Source organism: Psychrobacter sp. NPDC078929, assembly GCF_050267985.1.
In the GTDB taxonomy this organism is placed as follows: Bacteria; Pseudomonadota; Gammaproteobacteria; order Pseudomonadales; family Moraxellaceae; genus Psychrobacter.
Window position 1 is genome coordinate 98738 of sequence record NZ_JBNNFX010000004.1, and the last position, 18005, is coordinate 116742.

General features: G+C 44.4%; 16 protein-coding genes. 6 read left to right on the forward strand and 10 right to left on the reverse strand.

Going from position 1 to position 18005, the window contains the following annotated elements:
* Positions 1 to 44: 44 nt before the first annotated feature.
* From ACQKCG_RS03825 to ACQKCG_RS03860, 8 genes are all read right to left on the reverse strand, one after another.
* Positions 45 to 236, reverse strand: a complete 192-nt coding sequence (locus tag ACQKCG_RS03825) for a hypothetical protein (RefSeq protein WP_134292352.1) — start codon at positions 234 to 236, stop codon at positions 45 to 47.
* A 29-nt stretch (positions 237 to 265) separates the two neighbouring features.
* Positions 266 to 1147: an N-acetylmuramoyl-L-alanine amidase gene (locus ACQKCG_RS03830; RefSeq protein WP_101205116.1), complete on the reverse strand. Its 882-nt coding sequence runs from the start codon at positions 1145 to 1147 to the stop codon at positions 266 to 268.
* A gap of 86 nt (positions 1148 to 1233) precedes the next feature.
* The gene (locus tag ACQKCG_RS03835; RefSeq protein ID WP_101205115.1) at positions 1234 to 2586 is read right to left on the reverse strand and encodes an APC family permease; all 1353 of its coding nucleotides are present in this window, start codon (positions 2584 to 2586) and stop codon (positions 1234 to 1236) included.
* A 157-nt stretch (positions 2587 to 2743) separates the two neighbouring features.
* Positions 2744 to 3523 carry an MOSC domain-containing protein gene (locus ACQKCG_RS03840; protein ID WP_101205114.1) on the reverse strand — a complete coding sequence of 260 codons (780 nt, stop codon included), beginning with the start codon at positions 3521 to 3523 and terminating at the stop codon, positions 2744 to 2746.
* Positions 3524 to 3737: 214 nt separating this feature from the next.
* Positions 3738 to 4151, reverse strand: a complete 414-nt coding sequence (gene rsfS, locus ACQKCG_RS03845; RefSeq protein ID WP_101205113.1) for a ribosome silencing factor — start codon at positions 4149 to 4151, stop codon at positions 3738 to 3740.
* A 131-nt stretch (positions 4152 to 4282) separates the two neighbouring features.
* Entirely contained in the window at positions 4283 to 5260 is a 978-nt protein-coding gene (locus tag ACQKCG_RS03850; protein WP_101205112.1) for a nicotinate-nicotinamide nucleotide adenylyltransferase, read from the reverse strand.
* 220 nt (positions 5261 to 5480) lie between these two features.
* On the reverse strand, positions 5481 to 7628 hold the full coding sequence (pta, locus tag ACQKCG_RS03855; protein WP_101205111.1) for a phosphate acetyltransferase: 2148 nt from the start codon (positions 7626 to 7628) through the stop codon (positions 5481 to 5483).
* 153 nt (positions 7629 to 7781) lie between these two features.
* Entirely contained in the window at positions 7782 to 9014 is a 1233-nt protein-coding gene (locus tag ACQKCG_RS03860) for an acetate/propionate family kinase (protein ID WP_134292353.1), read from the reverse strand.
* An 804-nt stretch (positions 9015 to 9818) separates the two neighbouring features.
* Here ACQKCG_RS03860 and lptM point away from each other — a divergent pair.
* The 4 genes from lptM to ACQKCG_RS03880 all read left to right on the forward strand — a co-directional run bounded on the left by lptM (position 9819) and on the right by ACQKCG_RS03880 (position 13977).
* Positions 9819 to 10133: an LPS translocon maturation chaperone LptM gene (gene lptM, locus ACQKCG_RS03865; protein ID WP_101205109.1), complete on the forward strand. Its 315-nt coding sequence runs from the start codon at positions 9819 to 9821 to the stop codon at positions 10131 to 10133.
* Positions 10134 to 10461: 328 nt separating this feature from the next.
* Positions 10462 to 11691, forward strand: coding sequence for a diaminopimelate decarboxylase (gene lysA, locus ACQKCG_RS03870; protein ID WP_198551530.1), 1230 nt, complete (start codon positions 10462 to 10464; stop codon positions 11689 to 11691).
* 329 nt (positions 11692 to 12020) lie between these two features.
* Positions 12021 to 12908 carry a diaminopimelate epimerase gene (gene dapF, locus ACQKCG_RS03875; RefSeq protein ID WP_101205107.1) on the forward strand — a complete coding sequence of 296 codons (888 nt, stop codon included), beginning with the start codon at positions 12021 to 12023 and terminating at the stop codon, positions 12906 to 12908.
* Positions 12909 to 12954: 46 nt separating this feature from the next.
* Positions 12955 to 13977 carry a tyrosine recombinase XerC gene (locus ACQKCG_RS03880; protein ID WP_101205106.1) on the forward strand — a complete coding sequence of 341 codons (1023 nt, stop codon included), beginning with the start codon at positions 12955 to 12957 and terminating at the stop codon, positions 13975 to 13977.
* A gap of 33 nt (positions 13978 to 14010) precedes the next feature.
* Here the strand turns inward: ACQKCG_RS03880 and ACQKCG_RS03885 are convergent, their stop codons facing one another.
* The gene (locus ACQKCG_RS03885; protein ID WP_101205105.1) at positions 14011 to 14880 is read right to left on the reverse strand and encodes a nitrilase-related carbon-nitrogen hydrolase; all 870 of its coding nucleotides are present in this window, start codon (positions 14878 to 14880) and stop codon (positions 14011 to 14013) included.
* Positions 14881 to 15163: 283 nt separating this feature from the next.
* Here ACQKCG_RS03885 and rpoN point away from each other — a divergent pair, with 283 nt between their 5' ends.
* The gene (rpoN, locus tag ACQKCG_RS03890; protein WP_101205104.1) at positions 15164 to 16813 is read left to right on the forward strand and encodes an RNA polymerase factor sigma-54; all 1650 of its coding nucleotides are present in this window, start codon (positions 15164 to 15166) and stop codon (positions 16811 to 16813) included.
* Between the two features lie 359 nt (positions 16814 to 17172).
* Positions 17173 to 17553, forward strand: a complete 381-nt coding sequence (gene hpf / locus ACQKCG_RS03895; protein ID WP_101205103.1) for a ribosome hibernation-promoting factor, HPF/YfiA family — start codon at positions 17173 to 17175, stop codon at positions 17551 to 17553.
* A gap of 208 nt (positions 17554 to 17761) precedes the next feature.
* On the opposite strand, the gene thiS is transcribed toward hpf, so the two are convergent.
* Positions 17762 to 17962 carry a sulfur carrier protein ThiS gene (thiS, locus tag ACQKCG_RS03900; RefSeq protein WP_101205102.1) on the reverse strand — a complete coding sequence of 67 codons (201 nt, stop codon included), beginning with the start codon at positions 17960 to 17962 and terminating at the stop codon, positions 17762 to 17764.
* Positions 17963 to 18005 lie beyond the last annotated feature (43 nt).

Consider the following 18005-nt stretch of genomic DNA (forward strand, 5'->3'; position numbering starts at 1 on the left):
TTGCGCATTTTTATAATATTGATCTTTAACTATCGTCTATCCAGTTAGTCATCTTTGGGACGCTTCTGAGCCTCAGCGATCAACTCATGAATCTTGGCACTTTCCTTTAGCACACAAGCATCATAGGCAGAGAGCGGCTCAGGTTCTTGTTCCTCTTTCTTTTCCTGCTCTTGCTTGGCTTTTTCTTCTAGATACTGTTGCAGATCGTCTTGCTCATCTTTTTGAGAATTATTCATGACTTATGTCTCCTGATAGTCTGTATTCTTCAATAAAAATCATCCCGACCAGCATACTTTTTATTTAGTGCCTGCAATATCGCATAGGTCTCGCTATCCATATTCCCCGTTGGTTGCTGCGCTCTAAAGTGCAGCTGAAACGCATAGACGACATCGCGACTGGCCTTGTCCCACGTATCGGTATCGTTGATTTGATAGCCATATTTGCGAAACGCTTGCTTGATCTCAGGTATCGTGGCCGATGCAAATCCATCTTGGTTCATAAAGAACTGCTTATCAAACTCATCATACCAAGCGCCGATACCGTAATCGAAATATAGCCGCTCCCACGGGAACTTTGCACCGGGGTCTATCTTGCGCGAGGGTGCCATATCGGAGTGACCGATGATATTCTTTGGTGAGATGTCATAGCGCGTGGCGATATCCTGCACCAGTTGTGCGACTTTTTTAATCTGCAATTCATCAAATGCCACATAATGCTCATAAGGATGATAATCAAGCGTGCCATTTTTTAGTGCGTCTCGATATTCAGGCTTGATGCCACTATTGACGATCTCGATACCGATAGAGGTATCGTTTAATATCGTCCGTCCTGCAAAGCCGCCATCACCTGCATGCCATGCGCGCTCGCTCTCTGGCACTAAGTTATAGATTTTATTGTCGTCGTTGTCTAATACTAGATAGTGCGCGCTCACATTGCCCGTGGTCAATGTCTTTATCGAGCGCTCATTATCAGAGACCGTATAGTGCAGGACGATGGTTTTAATGCGCTCGCTTTTGCCAGTCGCTTGGTAGCTATCGCTGTCGATGACATAACGCGGCGCTGACGTTGTTACGCAGCCAACGAGCAATAGCATGGAGCATGATACTAGTACTGATGCCAATGCCATCGAGGAAATATTTTTTGCCATGAAATGCTCTATATAGGAAGAGTTGCGGTTATAGCTTCGTTTGCGTTTGATGTTTATTGTGCACAACTAGCAAATGCTATTTATGTTCAATTAACATTAGGATTGACTGCGATTTTTTTATAACCAATTGCCCCAAGCAGAATAAAGAATCCCAGCAAGACATAAGCATTGAATGACAGCGCCGCTGGTGAAAATGGTAGTAGCAATAGCGATATAAAGACCACACTGATTAATACAGAGAGATAATTTAGCAAGCCTGCCTGTTTCTTTTTTCGCTCATTGATGAGGTCGGCGGTCGTGACATAAGCAAAGCCAACGGTGATGCCCAAGGACGCCATTGTCACGATATCGAGTAGATAATTTCTACCTAGCCAAGGAGAGAGTAGGCACACCAAACATATCAATATAACGGTCTTTTGCTTACTAAATTGGTTGTGTTTATCCGTAAATACACTGGGCAATAATGACGTATCGCCCATAGACTCTAAGAGCTTAACCGATGACAATATAAAGCCATTGATACCGCTCATTATCGAGCCAATCATAGCGATCGATAGCAGCCAAATGCCGATGCTACCAATCCGATTGTCTATGCCTTCACCTGTCGCCCAATGGCTGTCTTTAATCGCTTGATAGTCAAAGCTCATGTTTAGCGCGGTAAAGTAGTTGATTAAAAAGTAAAACAACACACCAGCGATGAGTGAAACTAGGATAATACTTTTGGTCTTGGTTTTTGAATCACTAATCGCTTTTGAAATCTGCGGTGTGGTCTCAAAACCAACATACGCCCACGGCATAACGGCCAAGATAGGTAACCATGCCAGACTGGTAATAGAGCCGCTAGACATATCAGTTGGCAAAAATGCTTGGTTCGTTGGTGTCATCCAAAGTGAGGCAAAAAACAGCGCGGTGACTGATAGAATCATAAAGAGGGCGATATAGAGTTGGATTTTTGCGCCGACTCGTACACCTTTTAGATTGATATAACTGAATAAAATAATAGCCGCGCTGCATAAGAACACTTCACTGGCGTAGACTTCCCAACCAGCAATCGTATACAGATAGCCTAATTGTAAGCCGCTAGGTAACAGATAGCGCAGTAGCAAAGCGACGGCTGATATATTGAGCGCGATAATAGAGATATAGCCTATCGTGACGCCCCAACCATAGATATAGGCATGCTTGCGATTGATGTATTTTTCAATCCAATAGATACCGCCTGACTCGTTTTCTGGCGTTTGAGTCAGCAAATTAATATAGGCACGCGCAACCATATAGATGGCTAAAGTACCGATAATAATAGCAACAGAAGAGCCTAATAGCTGTGACTGTGGCAAAAACAAATCGCCTGGCATGACATAAGCGCCCCAGCCGATGATCGCACCAACGCTAATCGCTATCGCTTGTAGGTAGCTGATACTTCCTGTCTGTTCACTCATGGAGTGCTCCTTCACGATCAAAGATGTAGAAGGAGAGAGTGTTTATTATGGAACTGACATAGAACATGAAAAACCTTGTGACGCCATTACGCAGGGTAGTGGCTATCTTTTATAAATAGAAAAGTCATATTAAAGGTTTTTGTTGAGTGTTACCTTTTCAATCCTGTTGGATTTTTTTAGCCAGAACCTTTTTCCAACTGTCCTCTAAACAGTCAATCGCGAGCCACGGTTCAATAGTATCTGCATCATATTTCTCTTTAGAATTGGCCAATTGCCATAACGTCTTTAATGTCGCAAACGGATAAGGGCGCTCAATCAAATATACGGGTAAATCAGCTTCTATAATGCCATCACGGACGACTTGGAAATACCAGCCAGAGATACCTTGCTTGCTGACCCATGCCGCGATATTTGGTACTTTGGTAAATTGGCCAATTTGGTCGTTGATTTTGTAGCAGGGGCGTCGCGGTTGGACGATACGTAACTGAACGCTAGCATCATCATTACTAATGTCTTGACCGTTTCCAGAATGCCCACCATATTGAAAAACATCGCCAATACAAACCATAGATTCGGTCATTTCAGGCAGACCATTGATAGCTTCAGTCGTAAGGTTTTCTCCTAGCGTACCGACGCGAACCTTTAAACTGAATTCTGCATTGATTCTTTCATATGTTGCAGGCGCTAGCTGATGCACGGCTTTGAGTGGGCCACCATGATGCTTGCGGTCAGCCTGTTCATCAGTGGTTAAGCCCATAAAGTTGACGGCGACAGGAGATTTGATAGGTGCTTTATCAATGGCGCTCATTTCTTCACGGGCGAATGGCATAGATTTGCCAGCGCGGACACAAGTGAGGGTAGCGATATGTAGGGGCAAGTCTTGGTTAAAGTCTGTTGAAGTTTGCCCAGGTGATAACGTGTTCGATTCTGCGCTCATAAAGTTTCCTAATAAGTAGAATGAATAGGCGAAGGCGGCTTAATTTTAGTGGTCAATAAATACTAATATGAAATGAGCTTATCTGTACTCAATGATGTATCTGATTATACTGGTTCATCACCATAAAATTTACATAAAAAAAGACCAGAATAAGTATTCTGGTCTTTTTGATGGAGCGTTTCTTAATCTTGAACGAATATCGTCACTGACAAGCTTATTTGTTTTTGTTACGACGACCCGCAGTTTTCTTTTCGCGAGGGGTAGCAACTAGCTCAGCCAACTGCTCAGGTGATGACCATAGGCCTTCTAAGTCATAAAACTCACGTGCTTGCGGCGTCATCATGTGGACGACAACTGCGCCCAAATCAATCAACGTCCAGTCAGAGTCGATGCCACCTTCACGGCCAAGTGGCATAAAACCAGCTTGCTTAGCTTCAGCGCCGACGATATCAGCCATCGCACGTACATGACGCTTTGAGGTACCATCAGCGATGATGATGCGCTCTGTTACGTCAGTCAACTCTTCTACATTCATTACAGTGATGTTCTTTGCTTTCATATCATCTAGAGCGCTTTGTACTAGGGTCAAGCATTCTGTTAGGCGTTCTGCAGTCATGGTGTTGGTCATAAATTTTAATCTCTTGAATCGTAAATATGTAAAATAAAGGGGTAAAACGTCAATTTGTCTTATCCGACTGATCATATGTTGTCAGTCACGCATAGAGACAGGATAGGCAAAATGACATAGATAAGGCGATTTTAACGGAATTGAGCAGCAGAATATAGCTGATGGGCGATAATATATTGATAAACAGCAGGATTTAGCCATTTAGCTAATGGATTAGATTCAGTATTGCTAATGATATCATTTATTGATGCTATAGATGCGATTTGCCGTTGAGCGACTGGCATTTTATTTGTTAGATCGTCTAGTTTCTGTAGTTGTTCACGTATTTGTGTGCTTGATACCGCAGTAATAGGTCGCGCATCTATATAAATGCGTCCTTGATTCGCGTTTTTCAAGTCAGAGCTGTTTAAGTCAGTGCTAGTCGGATCAGTGTTATTTGGATTAGTACTATTTGAGTTTAAGCTATCTGACGAGCGCTGAATGGTTGGAGTTAACAGCTCGATAGGTGAGTCTGTTATATGAGGTTGCAACGACAACGGCAATTGCGATTGTAGAGTAGCAATATCTTCCGTAGTCGCTGTATTATTTTTAGAAGAGATAGTGCGGTCAGTAAATTTTTCGCTAATACCATCACTCACATCGGTACTGCTCTGACGATTAAACACCCATAAATTGACATGGTCAGTGAGACGCAAGCCATCTTTCCATTTATCTAAACTATGGGCGCTGTCCATACCCATGATAAATATCAAACTGTCATTAGGATATTGTTGTCTTAATGTGCGTACACTGTCGATCGTATAGACAGGCGGCGCTTGCCACAGCTCCAGCTCATTAATCTGTATCGGTGTATTCTCTGTCGCCAGCTTTAACATCGCCAAGCGATGATTAGGGTCTGTACTTTGGGTCTTAAATGGCGAGCGCGCATTGGGTAATAAAGACACATGCAGCGTGCGCTGTAGCTGCGTTGCAATTGGTAGTAGGTGTTGATAGACCGACATCGCTACTTCTAGATGTCCATTATGTACGGGATCGAACGAGCCACCAAGGTAGGCACGAATGGCAGGTGGAGGTGTTTTTTCTTGTGGGCTGTTGCTCGTATTTGGCATAAATAAATGTGTAAAAGTAGATAGGGCGCACGTAAACTTTCATGCACCTTGCTCTTTTACTGTCTGGCCTTTTTAGGTTAAATGATTTGATGATAGCGCTATTGTAGAGGGCAGACGAGCATCTGTCACCATTGTCTGTCACCAAAGCACCAATAAAAAACCGACCATCATAATGATAGTCGGCTTTGTATAGAACTTTAATTAGCGAGCCTTACAGCGATTAAATCAAATCGCTATACGCTTGGATAGCAGTTAACGCGATGGTATAGACGATATCGTCGACCAAGGCACCGCGTGATAAATCATTCACGGGTTTATTCAAGCCCTGTAGCATAGGGCCAACACTGACGACGTTGGCACTACGCTGTACCGCTTTATACGTCGTGTTACCAGTATTGAGGTCAGGGAAGATAAAGACGTTGGCTTGTCCAGCGACGGGTGAGTCAGGCGCTTTTTGCTTACCGACGCTCATGACAGACGCCGCATCATACTGTAGTGGGCCGTCGACCTTGAGGTCTGGTGCGCGCTCGCGAACGATTTGTGTGGCACGGGCGACTTTTTCGACATCTGCGCCTGCGCCTGATGAGCCAGTAGAATAGCTGATCATTGCAACTTTTGGATCGATACCAAAGGCAGCAGCAGACTGTGCTGATTGAATGGCAATCTCTGCAAGCTCTTCAGCGTTAGGATCTGGGTTGATCGCACAGTCACCATAGACGACCACTTGCTCAGGTAGCAGCATAAAGAATACTGACGACACGAGTGAGTACTGCGGCGCGGTCTTGATCAACTGGAATGCTGGGCGTACCGTATTGGCAGTGGTATGAATCGCACCTGAGACCAGACCATCTACTTCGTCTAGTTGGAGCATAATAGTACCTAAATAGACCGTATCTTTTAGGTATTCAGCAGCGACTTCTGCAGTGGTTTTGCCTTTACGGCGCTCTACGACAGCGGCGATATATTTGCTCATATCGAGGTTATCAGGATCGATAATTTCCAACCCTTCAGGTAGTGTTAGATCACGGTTTTTGGCCACTTGCTCAACGTCACTACGCTTAGCAAGTAGTACGCAGTTGGCGATACCGCGACTCTGACAGATACAGGCCGCTTCGACCGTACGTGGTTCTGCGCCTTCTGGCAATACAATACGTTTCTTAGCGTGTTGTGATTTTTTGACCAATTGATGGCGAAATGCTGATGGCGACAGACGCGGTTCATGATTGCGGCTGAAGTATTCTTTAATCCAGCTCAGATCCAAATGCGCCGCCACATAACGAGCCACTTCATCAGCACGTTCTGTATCATCACTTGGAATCTCAGAACTCATATGCATGAGACTCTGTACCGTCTCGTAGCTGTCGCTTTCGACACTCATGACTGGTATGCCAGTTTTGAGTGCTGATTGCCAAAGCTCAGCAACTGTATCGCTTGGGGTGATGCCACCTGTTAACACTAGACCTGCCAATGGAATCCCATTGATACAGGCCAATCCAGCAGCCAACAGCAAGTCATCACGGTCGCCGGGCACGACCATTAACGTACCACGCTTAAAGACTTCGTTGACGCGCGCCACTGAACGAGCAGTTAGACTAATACGATTGATACGACGTGTCTTTGCTTCGCCAACATTTAGCCAAGTCGCATCAAGCTCCGTTGCGATATCCCACGTGCGTGGCACAGATAGGGAATCACTAAAAGGCACTACCCCGATAAGACGGAATACTTCGGTATTAAACGAAGGCGATAGACGCTGAACCTCTTGCAGGAAGTTCGGATCTAAGCTGACAACGGCCTCACCCGGCGCGACAGGTTGATTATCAAAGGTGTTCGGTACGTCTTGTACTCGCATCAATATCACGCCTAGCGTCCGTGAATCAATGACCCCGCCAAACTCACGGGCATGGACATCCAGTTTGTCTGCTAAATAGGCAGGCTTACTGATATCAGCGGTACTGACAAATATAATCTTGGCGTCTAGCGCGTGAGCAAGTGCACGGTTAATTTGTGAAGCATAAGAGGTCTCAGTAGTTGGCACCAGACCTTCACAGATAATCACGTCATGACCATCATCGATCGTATGGAAATTGGCAATCACTTCTTCCATCAAGTCATCGAGATTGTCATCGCCTAGCATACGCTCAACGTGTTGACGGCTGATAGAGTCAGGCGGATTTAGGCCAAATGCGTGCATGGTCAATGCGCTTGAGCTGTCTAAACTGTGTTGTTTGTCTAGCGTATCATCTTGCAAAAACGGCTTCATAAAGCCCGCTTTGATACCGTTGTAATCAAAGGCACGGATTAGCCCTAGCGCGGCTGATGTCACACCGATACCGCGACTAATGGGAACAAGTAAAATGGTTTGCATAATGTGTCCTACAATTTATTTTATTTTAGACGTCGAGTCATTTTGAGCAGCATGAGAAACGCAGTATAAAAATGCCAAGCGCTTTATCTTGTTCGTTCTCAGCTTTTTATAAGCGTCTCGCAAGATAAGCGCTAGGCATTATAATCAATCGTCTTATACTAATTTCAATGCTTGACGAGTCTCTTGAGCGATACGGTATTCTTCATCTGTAGGAATGACCCACAGCTCGACACTGCTACCTTCTACTTGGAAGCTGCCTTCTTGGCCACCATACAATCCAGCGTTCTTTTCAGCGTCCATTTTGATACCGAAATGACGCATGACGGCTAAAATGCTTGCGCGCGTGGTGACAGAGTTTTCGCCGATACCACCTGTGAATACAATACCGGTGAATTCAGGCAGTGCACAGCTTAAGCTGGCGAGGTATTTACCAGCACGGTAGCAGAACATCTCGATGGCGAGCTGCGCATCTTTATGACCTTCGCTCGCAGCTTGCTCAATAGTACGCAAATCATTTGATAGACCAGAGATACCAAGCAGACCACTTTCACTATTTAGCATCTTATCCGTCTCTTCTAGACTAATACCGAGCTGACGTTTCAGATGCATATGTAAGCTTGGATCGACATCGCCGCTACGTGTGCCCATCATCAGTCCCTCAAGCGGGGTCAGACCCATGCTGGTATCGAGACTTTTTCCATCATATACGGCAGTTGCTGAGCAACCATTGCCTAGATGCGCGGTAATCCAACCATGAGGACCTTTCGCTTCAGTGATTTTGCTAGAACGTTCTGAGACATAAGCATGAGACGTACCATGGAAGCCATAACGACGGATTTTGTGCTCTTCGTATAGATATTTTGGCAACGCATAGCGAAAGGCAACGGGTGGCATGGTTTGGTGAAAGGCGGTATCAAATACCACAACTTGTGGAATGTCAGGGTAAATAGCTTGAACCGCTTCAATACCCAAAGCATTGGCAGGGTTATGTAGTGGAGCCAATATCTTTAGACGTTTCACTTCCTCTAACGCATGCTGATCAACGCGAACGGCTTGAGAGTATTCACGGCCGCCATGTACCACACGGTGCCCGACTGCGATGAAATGATATTGCTCTAATAGCTCTAGGATTTTTTGCAGGGCAAGTTTGTGACTACCACCAGGGATAGAAATCTCTAACTTATCGCCATTTAGCGTGGTGTGTTTGATACGGGCTGTATCGAGACCTAAGTTTTCAGCAAGACCGGTGATACGAGTAGAATTGTCATCGCTAATCAACGCGTATTTGATAGAAGACGAACCGCAGTTGAGGACTAAAGTGGGGCTGGTTAGGGTTGATGTTTCACTGTTCTTATCATCAAAAGTGGTACTTAGGTTGGCGCTCATACTCTATCCTTAGATTGGTTTTTATAAAGGGCAAATTAATTATATCGTTCGTTCGATACAAAAAAGACGTCTATTGCCACGTCCTGTTTTATTATCATCAAATGCTACATCGCTGATATCTCAGTGCTGTAGTAAAGGTCACTGAGATGTGATGTCATTATTATATGGAATTGATGAAGTCGATAACCGCCGAGTAAATAAAAATCAGCCATATCTATGCTGATAATATCAAGCAAATATATTGGCGATTTTGTTTATACTTGGGCTACTGTTTCTGACAGTGCTATGCATCCATGCTCATGAGGTAATGCGTATGCATCTCAGGCTAGCATCCTATTGCCGCCGCAAACTGGGAATATAATGTAACACATTTTTGTTTCTACACCACGACAGGGGCAAGGTTTAAAATGTGTGATTAATAAATGGCTAAATGTAAAATAAATCAATTATATTCAATGAGTTGTAGAATTATAAATGGATAACTTGTATGGGCGGCATAACAGGGCTATTGCTCACGAAATTGTAAGAAATATTGTCGAGATACCTATATGTCATACATTCATATCTAAGCTCGCAGACGATATTACTATAAAAATTCGACTAATGTTTTAGAAAATATCCAACATCACGCAAATTTATTCACCAATCATATTCAGTATCCGTACAGCTTTATGTAATAATGTTATGATGAAAATGGTCATAACGGCAGTGCTTTCGCTGTCGGTTTGGTTGTCCATTTAGTTTTTATTTATCACGATTTACTATCGCCCTTATGCCGTCGTAAGCTCACAGGTTATCTATTATATGTCTACTATACACAGCCCCTCAGCAGTCAAGCATGCTAGCTCGTTCGCTCGTACCAGTCGTCAGGCTGTCGCCACTTTATTTATTGGCAGTGCGGTTATGCTAGGATTGTCAGGCTGCGGGCAAAAAGGCGATCTATATCTGGCAGACTCTAGTAGTCAAACGATAGAGGGCAGTGTGTCTGTACTGGATAGTACTAGCCATCCACAAGATGCAGCCTTTGCAGGCATCGACGATGATAACTATCAAAAAAACCGCTACCTAGAAGAGCAAATGGTGCTACCTGAGCCTAGTACTGATCCCAACGACTATTAATTGCTAAGCTATTAATTACTAGGCTAATAATCGTTAAGCTGAGCCAATGGATAGCGGTTAGGTGCTTGTTAATTAACAGTTTCACTAACTGTCGATTCTTTACTGCCTGATTGACTAAATAGCTTTGCTACCTAAATTTAATTTTCACCCTTGATAATCTGATTATATTAGAGATGTTTATATGAGTCATTCTGAACTACCTGCTGACTTGACCGATTCTGCTACTGGCGAATCCGTTACTATCCAAACTGAGCAAGGGTTGTATGTTGACCCGAAAGCGTTGAGTGCTCACTTGCCAGCGCTAAGCTATCGCGGCGATGCATTGAATATGGAGCAGGTCAGTATTGATGAGCTAGCAAAACAATATGGCACACCATGCTACGTGTATTCACAGCAAGCAATATTGGACGTTTATCAAGCTTATACCGATAGCTTTGCCAGTCTGAATCATCAAGTATGCTATGCCGTAAAAGCAAACTCTAACCTTGCCGTGCTTGGTGTCTTGGCACAGGCAGGTGCTGGGTTTGATATTGTCTCTCGCGGTGAGCTAATGCGCGTGTTGGCGGCAGATGGCGCAGCATCACGTGTAGTATTCTCAGGCGTTGGCAAAACGTATAGTGATATCGAATATGCGCTGACTCAAGGTATTGGCTGCTTCAATGTCGAGTCTATCAGCGAGCTGACTTTAATCAATGAAGTGGCAAAGTCACTCGATAAGCCTGCGCCAATCTCGTTACGCGTTAACCCTAACGTCGATGCCAAAACCCATCCATATATCTCAACAGGTCTCAAAGACAACAAGTTCGGTATCACTCACGAAGACGCATTAGCGGTTTATCAGCAAGCGGCTGATTTATCACATATAGACATCGTTGGTATTGATTGTCATATCGGCTCGCAGTTGACTGAGGTAGAGCCATTTGTTGCAGCATTAGATAAAGTGATTGAGCTGATACATAGCCTGCGTGACGCTGGTATTGAGTTACAGCATATCGATTTGGGCGGTGGTTTGGGTGTGCGCTATATTGATGAGACGCCTGTGTCTATCGATGAGTTTGCCCAAGCATTATTGCCAAAACTTAGCGAGCTTGGTTTGACCGTGTTCTTTGAGCCAGGTCGTAGTATCGTTGCCAATGCTGGCGTGCTATTGACTCAAGTTGACGTACTCAAGCCGACTGAGCATAAGAACTTTGCTATTGTTGATGCCGCTATGAATGACTTGATTCGTCCTGCTTTATATCAAGCTGAGATGGCGGTGATTCCAAGTGTATTGCCTAGCGATGGTATCGATACGGATGGCACGCAGCCATGGGACATCGTTGGCGCTATTTGTGAAACGGGTGACTTCTTGGCAAAAGACCGCCTACTGTCATTGGCCACAGGCGATGTATTGGCCATCACGGGTGCAGGTGCTTACGGCTTTACCATGAGTAGTAATTACAACTCACGCCCACGTGCTAGCGAAGTGATGGTGTCTGGTGATAGTCATCAGCTAATCCGCAAGCGCGAAACGATTGAATCATTATATGAAAATGAAACATTGTGGCAGGCGCAGTAAGGTTATTAAAGACGAGCCAAAACTATCGCCGTATTTGATGATTGAAGAGAACCCATTGTGATAATGACAATGGGTTTTTTTATGACTGGATTTTGAGGGAAGTGCTTTTTAATTAAAGCTGATTCTTAATTGAAGGCATGCCTTTAGTTGAAGGCAACACCATTCACAAAAATTAGAGTAGCAAGGAAAACGAGTGCAAGTACTACTCACTGTAGACTAAACAAGTTTGACACCGCTAATCGTATTTTTGGGGATTGGTATTATTATGATTGTATCTGACAGCGTGCTAATATAAGGCATACATAAAAATAGGATAGGACATCAAAGATATGCTAATAGAGTTTACTAAAATGCATGGGTTGGGTAATGATTTCATGGTCATTGATTTAGTGACCCAGCGCTTAGATTTGACCAAGGGTTTGGTGCAGTTATTGGGCGACCGTCACCTAGGCATTGGTTTTGATCAGCTGCTCGTAGTCGAGCCACCGATGCGTCCTGATGTCGATTTCAGTTATCGTATTTTTAATACTGATGGTACCGAAGTCGAACAGTGCGGCAATGGCGCGCGTTGTTTTGCGCGTTTTGTGCAGGCACGTAAACTGTCATTTAAGCAGCGTCTACGCGTTGAGACGGCTAGCGGTATTATTTCTCTGACCACTGATCGCTACGGTTGGGTAGATGTCGATATGGGCAAGCCTAAATTTGAGCCAGATGAGATTCCGTTTAGCCCAAGAGCGACGACCAAAATCCAAAACACCTATCATCTTGATGTAAATGGTACACCGGTACAGCTGTACGTTGCCAATATGGGTAACCCGCACGCTGTGATAAAAGTCGATGACGTACTTGATGCTGAGGTTGAGACTTTAGGCAAAGCAATTGAATCGCATCCTGCCTTCCCAGACCGCGTCAATGTGGGCTTTATGCAAGTGATGAATCAGCGACACATTCGTCTACGTGTGTACGAGCGCGGTGTGGGTGAGACCCAAGCTTGTGGTACCGGCGCGTGTGCAGCAGTAGCCGTTGGTATACGTGAAGGCTGGCTTGATGAGGGTGAGGAAGTTCGCGCACAGCTATATGGTGGCAGTATGATTATCAAGTGGCAGCCAGGCTATTCAGTTACGATGACGGGTCCGACCGCTTTTGTCTATGAAGGCGTATTTAGTCCAGATGGCCTGATGGCACAAGCAGGTCTTAAACCCAATGCTGAAGGCTGATAACTGTTGTTAGGCCAATCGTATAAATGCCAAGGATGGTTCTAATATGTTTATGTCTACCAATAAAAACATTCAGGCAGCGAGCTCAGCACCTTGGCTATCTACTGAGCTGGCTGCCACTATAGAGTCGGACGCTGCATTACGAGAGTTGCTCGCACCTGTGCATCGTTGGCTCAATACATTGTCTGTGCGCAACCATTCGCCGCATACTCTGACCGCTTATTTCGCTGGTTTGAATCAACTGGCGTTATTTTTGCGTGGTAAGCGTCTAACGTGGACACGCTGTGATAAACGGCAACTTGCCCAGCACATCAGTCAACGTCTTGATGAAGATAAGTTGGCGCTTGCCAGTGTCCAGCAAGAGTTGTCTGCGATTCGGCATTTTTATGGTTGGATGATTGAAGAAAAGCTAGCACGTATCAACCCAACCACTGGCTATCAGCTGAAGCGTAGTCCTAGACCGCTGCCTTCTATCGCTGATGTCGATTTGCTGACTCAGCTACTCGATCAAGAGATCCCTGATACACCAGAGCAAGCGCGCTTATGGTTACGTGATAAAGCTATGTTCGAATTGCTCTATAGTAGTGGCTTGCGAGTTGGCGAGTTGGTTGCACTCGATATGGCAGATGTAGATTTGTCTGACTTACGGGTACGAGTCACAGGTAAAGGAAATAAAACACGGCTAGTACCATTAGGGATAAAGGCCGCAGAAGCGATTAGTCGCTACCTACCGCATCGTAACCTTTGGGTAGAGCAGATGGATTGCGCATTGTTCATCAGTGAAAAACTCGGCACCAGATTATCAACACGGGCAGTGCAACAGCGCTTAAAAGTCGCTGCTACCCGCGCAGGTATCGCCCAAAACATGTATCCTCATCTACTGCGTCATTGTTTTGCATCACATATGCTGTCAGGCAGTGGTGACTTGCGCGCTGTACAAGAGATGCTCGGGCATAGTGATATTAGCACCACGCAAATTTATACCCACGTCGATTTTGCAAAATTAACGCAGGTTTATGATCGCGCCCATCCACGAGCAACTCATGCTCAAAATGAAGAATTGTCCTAGCAATTAGGCACGAAATCCACTGTATTTCACAATCTACGCCAAACGATGGCAATCAAAGATAGGCAGTTTTTGGCGGCCTTGCTCTTGCGCTTGCTTGTCTAATGACGCCATGACGATGGCATATTGTTTATCCAACTTGCTATCGTCATAGCTTGCGATAACAGTACTATCAAACGCTGTAATGGCTGCATGTCCCCATGCCTGACGGGTACTACCATCTTTATAGAGATGATCGCCACCTTGTGCTGCGCCAATGACCATACATTGACTGTCTAGAGCACGAGCACGTAACAACAACGACCAGTGCGCTTGCCCAGTCAAGTACGTAAAGGCAGAAGGTGCACTCAACAGTTCAGCACCGGCTTGTCGTAGACGCTGCGCCAATGCTGGGAAGCGCAAATCAAAACATACCATCATGCCGAGTTGATAGACTGTATTGCCTACTGCTAATGGTGCAATTACGGTCTGCGTACCCGGCTCAAAGGTCGCCGCTTCGTTATAGCTGCCATGCTTATCGGCCACAGTTGCGGTAAACAGATGAATCTTGTCGTAACGTGCGACGCGAGTGCCATCTGGTGCAAACAGCTGGCTCACTTGGCGCAATCTACCATCAGGAACGACAGTACCATCAGGACGATAATGGCAGGGTAACGAGCCTGCTAGTACATGGATACCAGCAATGCGGGCGTAATCTGCTATCGTCGCTGATAAGTCATCAAAACGCTCGGCAGTAGCAGATTGCTGTCCCATACTACAACAGTTCTCAGGCAATACAACAAGCTCAACACCTTGAGCTTGTGCATCTGTGATGGCTGCTTTGATATCTGCTAAATTATCCTCAACATTCTGCTGACTGTTCATTTGAATAGCAGCGACGTTAAGTTGATGGTTACTTGAATTCATGACAATATTCCTATTGGGTGTGAGCTGTATTGGTCATTCACCGTAATTTATTATAATATTTTCGCGGTAATGAGCAGACTGCTCGTATTTATGGGTTGCTCATCCTTGCCAAGATGTTAGTTTACTAGCGATAGCAAACCAAACGTATCCGGACAAAACATAAATTATCATAGCAAAATTGTGGCAAAAAATGCTATCGTCATGTCCTGATAAGATTTATGTCGTTACCTTTACTGACAGAATAAACACAATATCACTAAGATCGGAGTGCAATAAGCCGCCCATGAGTATGTCGTTCGGATTGGCGACCACGCTGAGCAACTCACAAAAGCTAACCCCGCAAATGCAGCAAGCCATAAAATTGCTGCAGCTCTCTAGTCTTGAGCTCGCACAAGAGGTTCAGGCAAAGCTAGATAGTAATCCATTACTTGAACGTATCGAAAACGATGACGAATACGACAGTGGTGACGATGAAATAGAGGAGTGGAGCGAGCCGTTGACGCTTGATAGCTGGAATCAAAGTAGCAGTGACTCATTTGACTCAGTACCTACTACCAGTACAGAGTACAGTGGCGATAGCTTCAGTGATAGTTTGGATAAATTACAACAGCCTAATATCGATGATAGTGCAATAGATGTAGATAGCTACGGCAGTTCTGATGCCGATAGCTTTGATATAAGTAGCTTTGAAACGGATAACTATGCCTCCACCGCCACGGGCTCTGGCAATAGTAGGGGTGATGAAGATTTCGATAGTTACCAAGGCGGTACATCGTCTACCATTCAAGATCATGTGCGCTGGCAGCTGAACTTTAAGCGTTTATCAGAGGCCGATACGCTGATTGCAGAATATTTAATAGACTCCATGGATGATATGGGCTTTATTCGAATTGATATAGATGAGCTACTGCAGAGCTTTGATACGATGGCAAGTTTCTATCAATGGGATGAGCGCGTTGAAAAAGAAGAAGTCTTAACTGTATTACGTATTATCCAGTCCTGTGATCCAGTTGGTGTGGGGGCGCGTCATTTAAGCGAGTGCTTATCGATTCAGCTATCTAAGTTAGATGCCCGCACCGAATACCTACAAGAAGCCCAAGCGCTGCTATCAGCGAGCGAGCATTTAGTCAGTAATAATATTAAAGCACTGACTGAACGCACAGGGCTTGCACCAGAATACATCACACCTGCACTTACGCTACTACGTACCTTGAACGCTTCGCCAGGGCTGCTGTTTCAGTCTAGCCAGCCTGACTATGCCCAGTCGCCTGAGAGCTACGATATTCCAGATGTGTTGGTCACACCTGTTAGGAATAATAAGGCGACAAGTAACTCTGAAGCTGAAGAGGATGGTTGGTATGTACGCCTCAATCCAGACACCTTACCAAAACTACGCGTAAACCAAGAATATGCCAATTTGGTCAAGCGTGGCGATGACAGCCCTGACAATCAATATCTGCGCGAAAACCTCACCGATGCTCGATTGTTTATTCGTAGTATCGAAGAGCGCAATCAAAACCTACTCAAAGTAGCGACTAGCATTGTACGCTATCAACAAGAGTTCCTGCAGCATGGTGCAACCGCCATGCAACCCCTAATATTAAAGGCAATTGCTGAAGAAGTTGACTTGCATGAGTCGACAGTCTCACGCCTTACCACCAGTAAAACCATCTTGACGCCGCAAGGATTGTTTTCTTTGAAACACTTCTTCTCATCTCACGTAAGTAGTGCTGATGGAGATATCTCATCGACCGCTATCAGTGCCATGATTAAAAAGCTCATCGCTGACGAAGATCCCAAAAAACCATTGTCAGATAGTCGTATCAAAGATGAGCTGTTAGCAGATGGTATCGATATAGCCAGAAGAACCGTCGCTAAATATCGTGAAGCAATGAATATTGGCTCGTCTACTCAGCGCAAACAGAAATACTAATTGTCTAAGCTCATCTTTCTATAAGGTTAATGGCTACCTGTCTGTATAGTATAAACCAGATATAAAAAATAAAATTTTTTGATTATATAGAAACCAAGTAGAAATAATAGGTATTGTTACACTTAATTACAATTTAATGGCTTGCTACTGGGCGATTTTCATGACAAATTAGAGTCATACCAACAACGAAAACCAAGTGCCGATTTATAGTATTTATTTACAACTAATAAAGGAGACGATAAAAGGATACGTCGACACATTACTAGAGGCATTGGGATAGTTAGTGGTAAGGCAGGATGATAAGAGCAAGAATGCTACCTCATCTGTTGATTGTAAGTTACAAATAAAAGGACAACAATATGAATGTTTCTATCAGTGGTCATCATATCAGCGTTACCGAAGCTATGGACACGGCAGTACGCGAGAAGCTTGAAAAAGTAGAGCGTCACTTCGATCAGATACAAAGTATTCAAGTGATTTTATCGTTAGACAATAGCGGTGCTAGCGCTGGCGGTAAAAAGAGCCATAAAGCTGAAGCAATTATGCGTGTCTCGGGTCAAGAAATGTTTGTCCAAGCGTATGAAGATGATATGTATAAAGCCATTAACGAGATGGCAGACAAGCTAGATAGACAAGTACGTAAGTACAAAACCCGTCAAGAGCGCAAAAAGACTCAGGGTGCAGGACGCGATGGTCGCTATCAGGATCTAACCCCTGCAGAAGCAGTACCAGCAGCATAGTTCGGGTTTAAAACTTTGAACACTATCGTTATAAGCTAGTGAAAGTAGACTAAGAGAATAAAAAATTTATAAGTAGCTACTGCATTAGTTTGTAATTGACGTAAAAAAAGACCTCTAACATGTAATACGTTGAGGTCTTTTTTAGCATTAGTAAACTTAGAATGAAAATGAACTAGCTATCAGCTCAAGCTTATCTATCTAAACATTATTAACCACCGCCGACGGCTTGTACTACTTCGATATTCATACCTTCTACGATACGCAGTTGAGCAAGCTCGCTCTTTGGCGTCAGCTCGCCGTCGACTTCCACAGCGTAACGACCCTGACTAAGGCCAAGCTCATTGATAACCAGTTGCACAGTCTGATGAGTGGTTTGCAAGCTTTTACCATTGACACTAATGGTGCTCATATTAAATACTCCCTACTAAATTAAAATTCCTGTGTATCCGCTA

Coding starts and splice junctions, on each gene's coding strand:
- ACQKCG_RS03825 (WP_134292352.1), bottom strand. CDS start 236: ATGAATAATTCTCAAAAAGATGAGCAAGACGATCTGCAACAGTATCTA.
- ACQKCG_RS03830 (WP_101205116.1), bottom strand. CDS start 1,147: ATGGCAAAAAATATTTCCTCGATGGCATTGGCATCAGTACTAGTATCA.
- ACQKCG_RS03835 (WP_101205115.1), bottom strand. CDS start 2,586: ATGAGTGAACAGACAGGAAGTATCAGCTACCTACAAGCGATAGCGATT.
- ACQKCG_RS03840 (WP_101205114.1), bottom strand. CDS start 3,523: ATGAGCGCAGAATCGAACACGTTATCACCTGGGCAAACTTCAACAGAC.
- rsfS (WP_101205113.1), bottom strand. CDS start 4,151: ATGACCAACACCATGACTGCAGAACGCCTAACAGAATGCTTGACCCTA.
- ACQKCG_RS03850 (WP_101205112.1), bottom strand. CDS start 5,260: ATGCCAAATACGAGCAACAGCCCACAAGAAAAAACACCTCCACCTGCC.
- pta (WP_101205111.1), bottom strand. CDS start 7,628: ATGCAAACCATTTTACTTGTTCCCATTAGTCGCGGTATCGGTGTGACA.
- ACQKCG_RS03860 (WP_134292353.1), bottom strand. CDS start 9,014: ATGAGCGCCAACCTAAGTACCACTTTTGATGATAAGAACAGTGAAACA.
- lptM (WP_101205109.1), top strand. CDS start 9,819: ATGTCTACTATACACAGCCCCTCAGCAGTCAAGCATGCTAGCTCGTTC.
- lysA (WP_198551530.1), top strand. CDS start 10,462: ATGGAGCAGGTCAGTATTGATGAGCTAGCAAAACAATATGGCACACCA.
- dapF (WP_101205107.1), top strand. CDS start 12,021: ATGCTAATAGAGTTTACTAAAATGCATGGGTTGGGTAATGATTTCATG.
- ACQKCG_RS03880 (WP_101205106.1), top strand. CDS start 12,955: ATGTTTATGTCTACCAATAAAAACATTCAGGCAGCGAGCTCAGCACCT.
- ACQKCG_RS03885 (WP_101205105.1), bottom strand. CDS start 14,880: ATGAATTCAAGTAACCATCAACTTAACGTCGCTGCTATTCAAATGAAC.
- rpoN (WP_101205104.1), top strand. CDS start 15,164: ATGAGTATGTCGTTCGGATTGGCGACCACGCTGAGCAACTCACAAAAG.
- hpf (WP_101205103.1), top strand. CDS start 17,173: ATGAATGTTTCTATCAGTGGTCATCATATCAGCGTTACCGAAGCTATG.
- thiS (WP_101205102.1), bottom strand. CDS start 17,962: ATGAGCACCATTAGTGTCAATGGTAAAAGCTTGCAAACCACTCATCAG.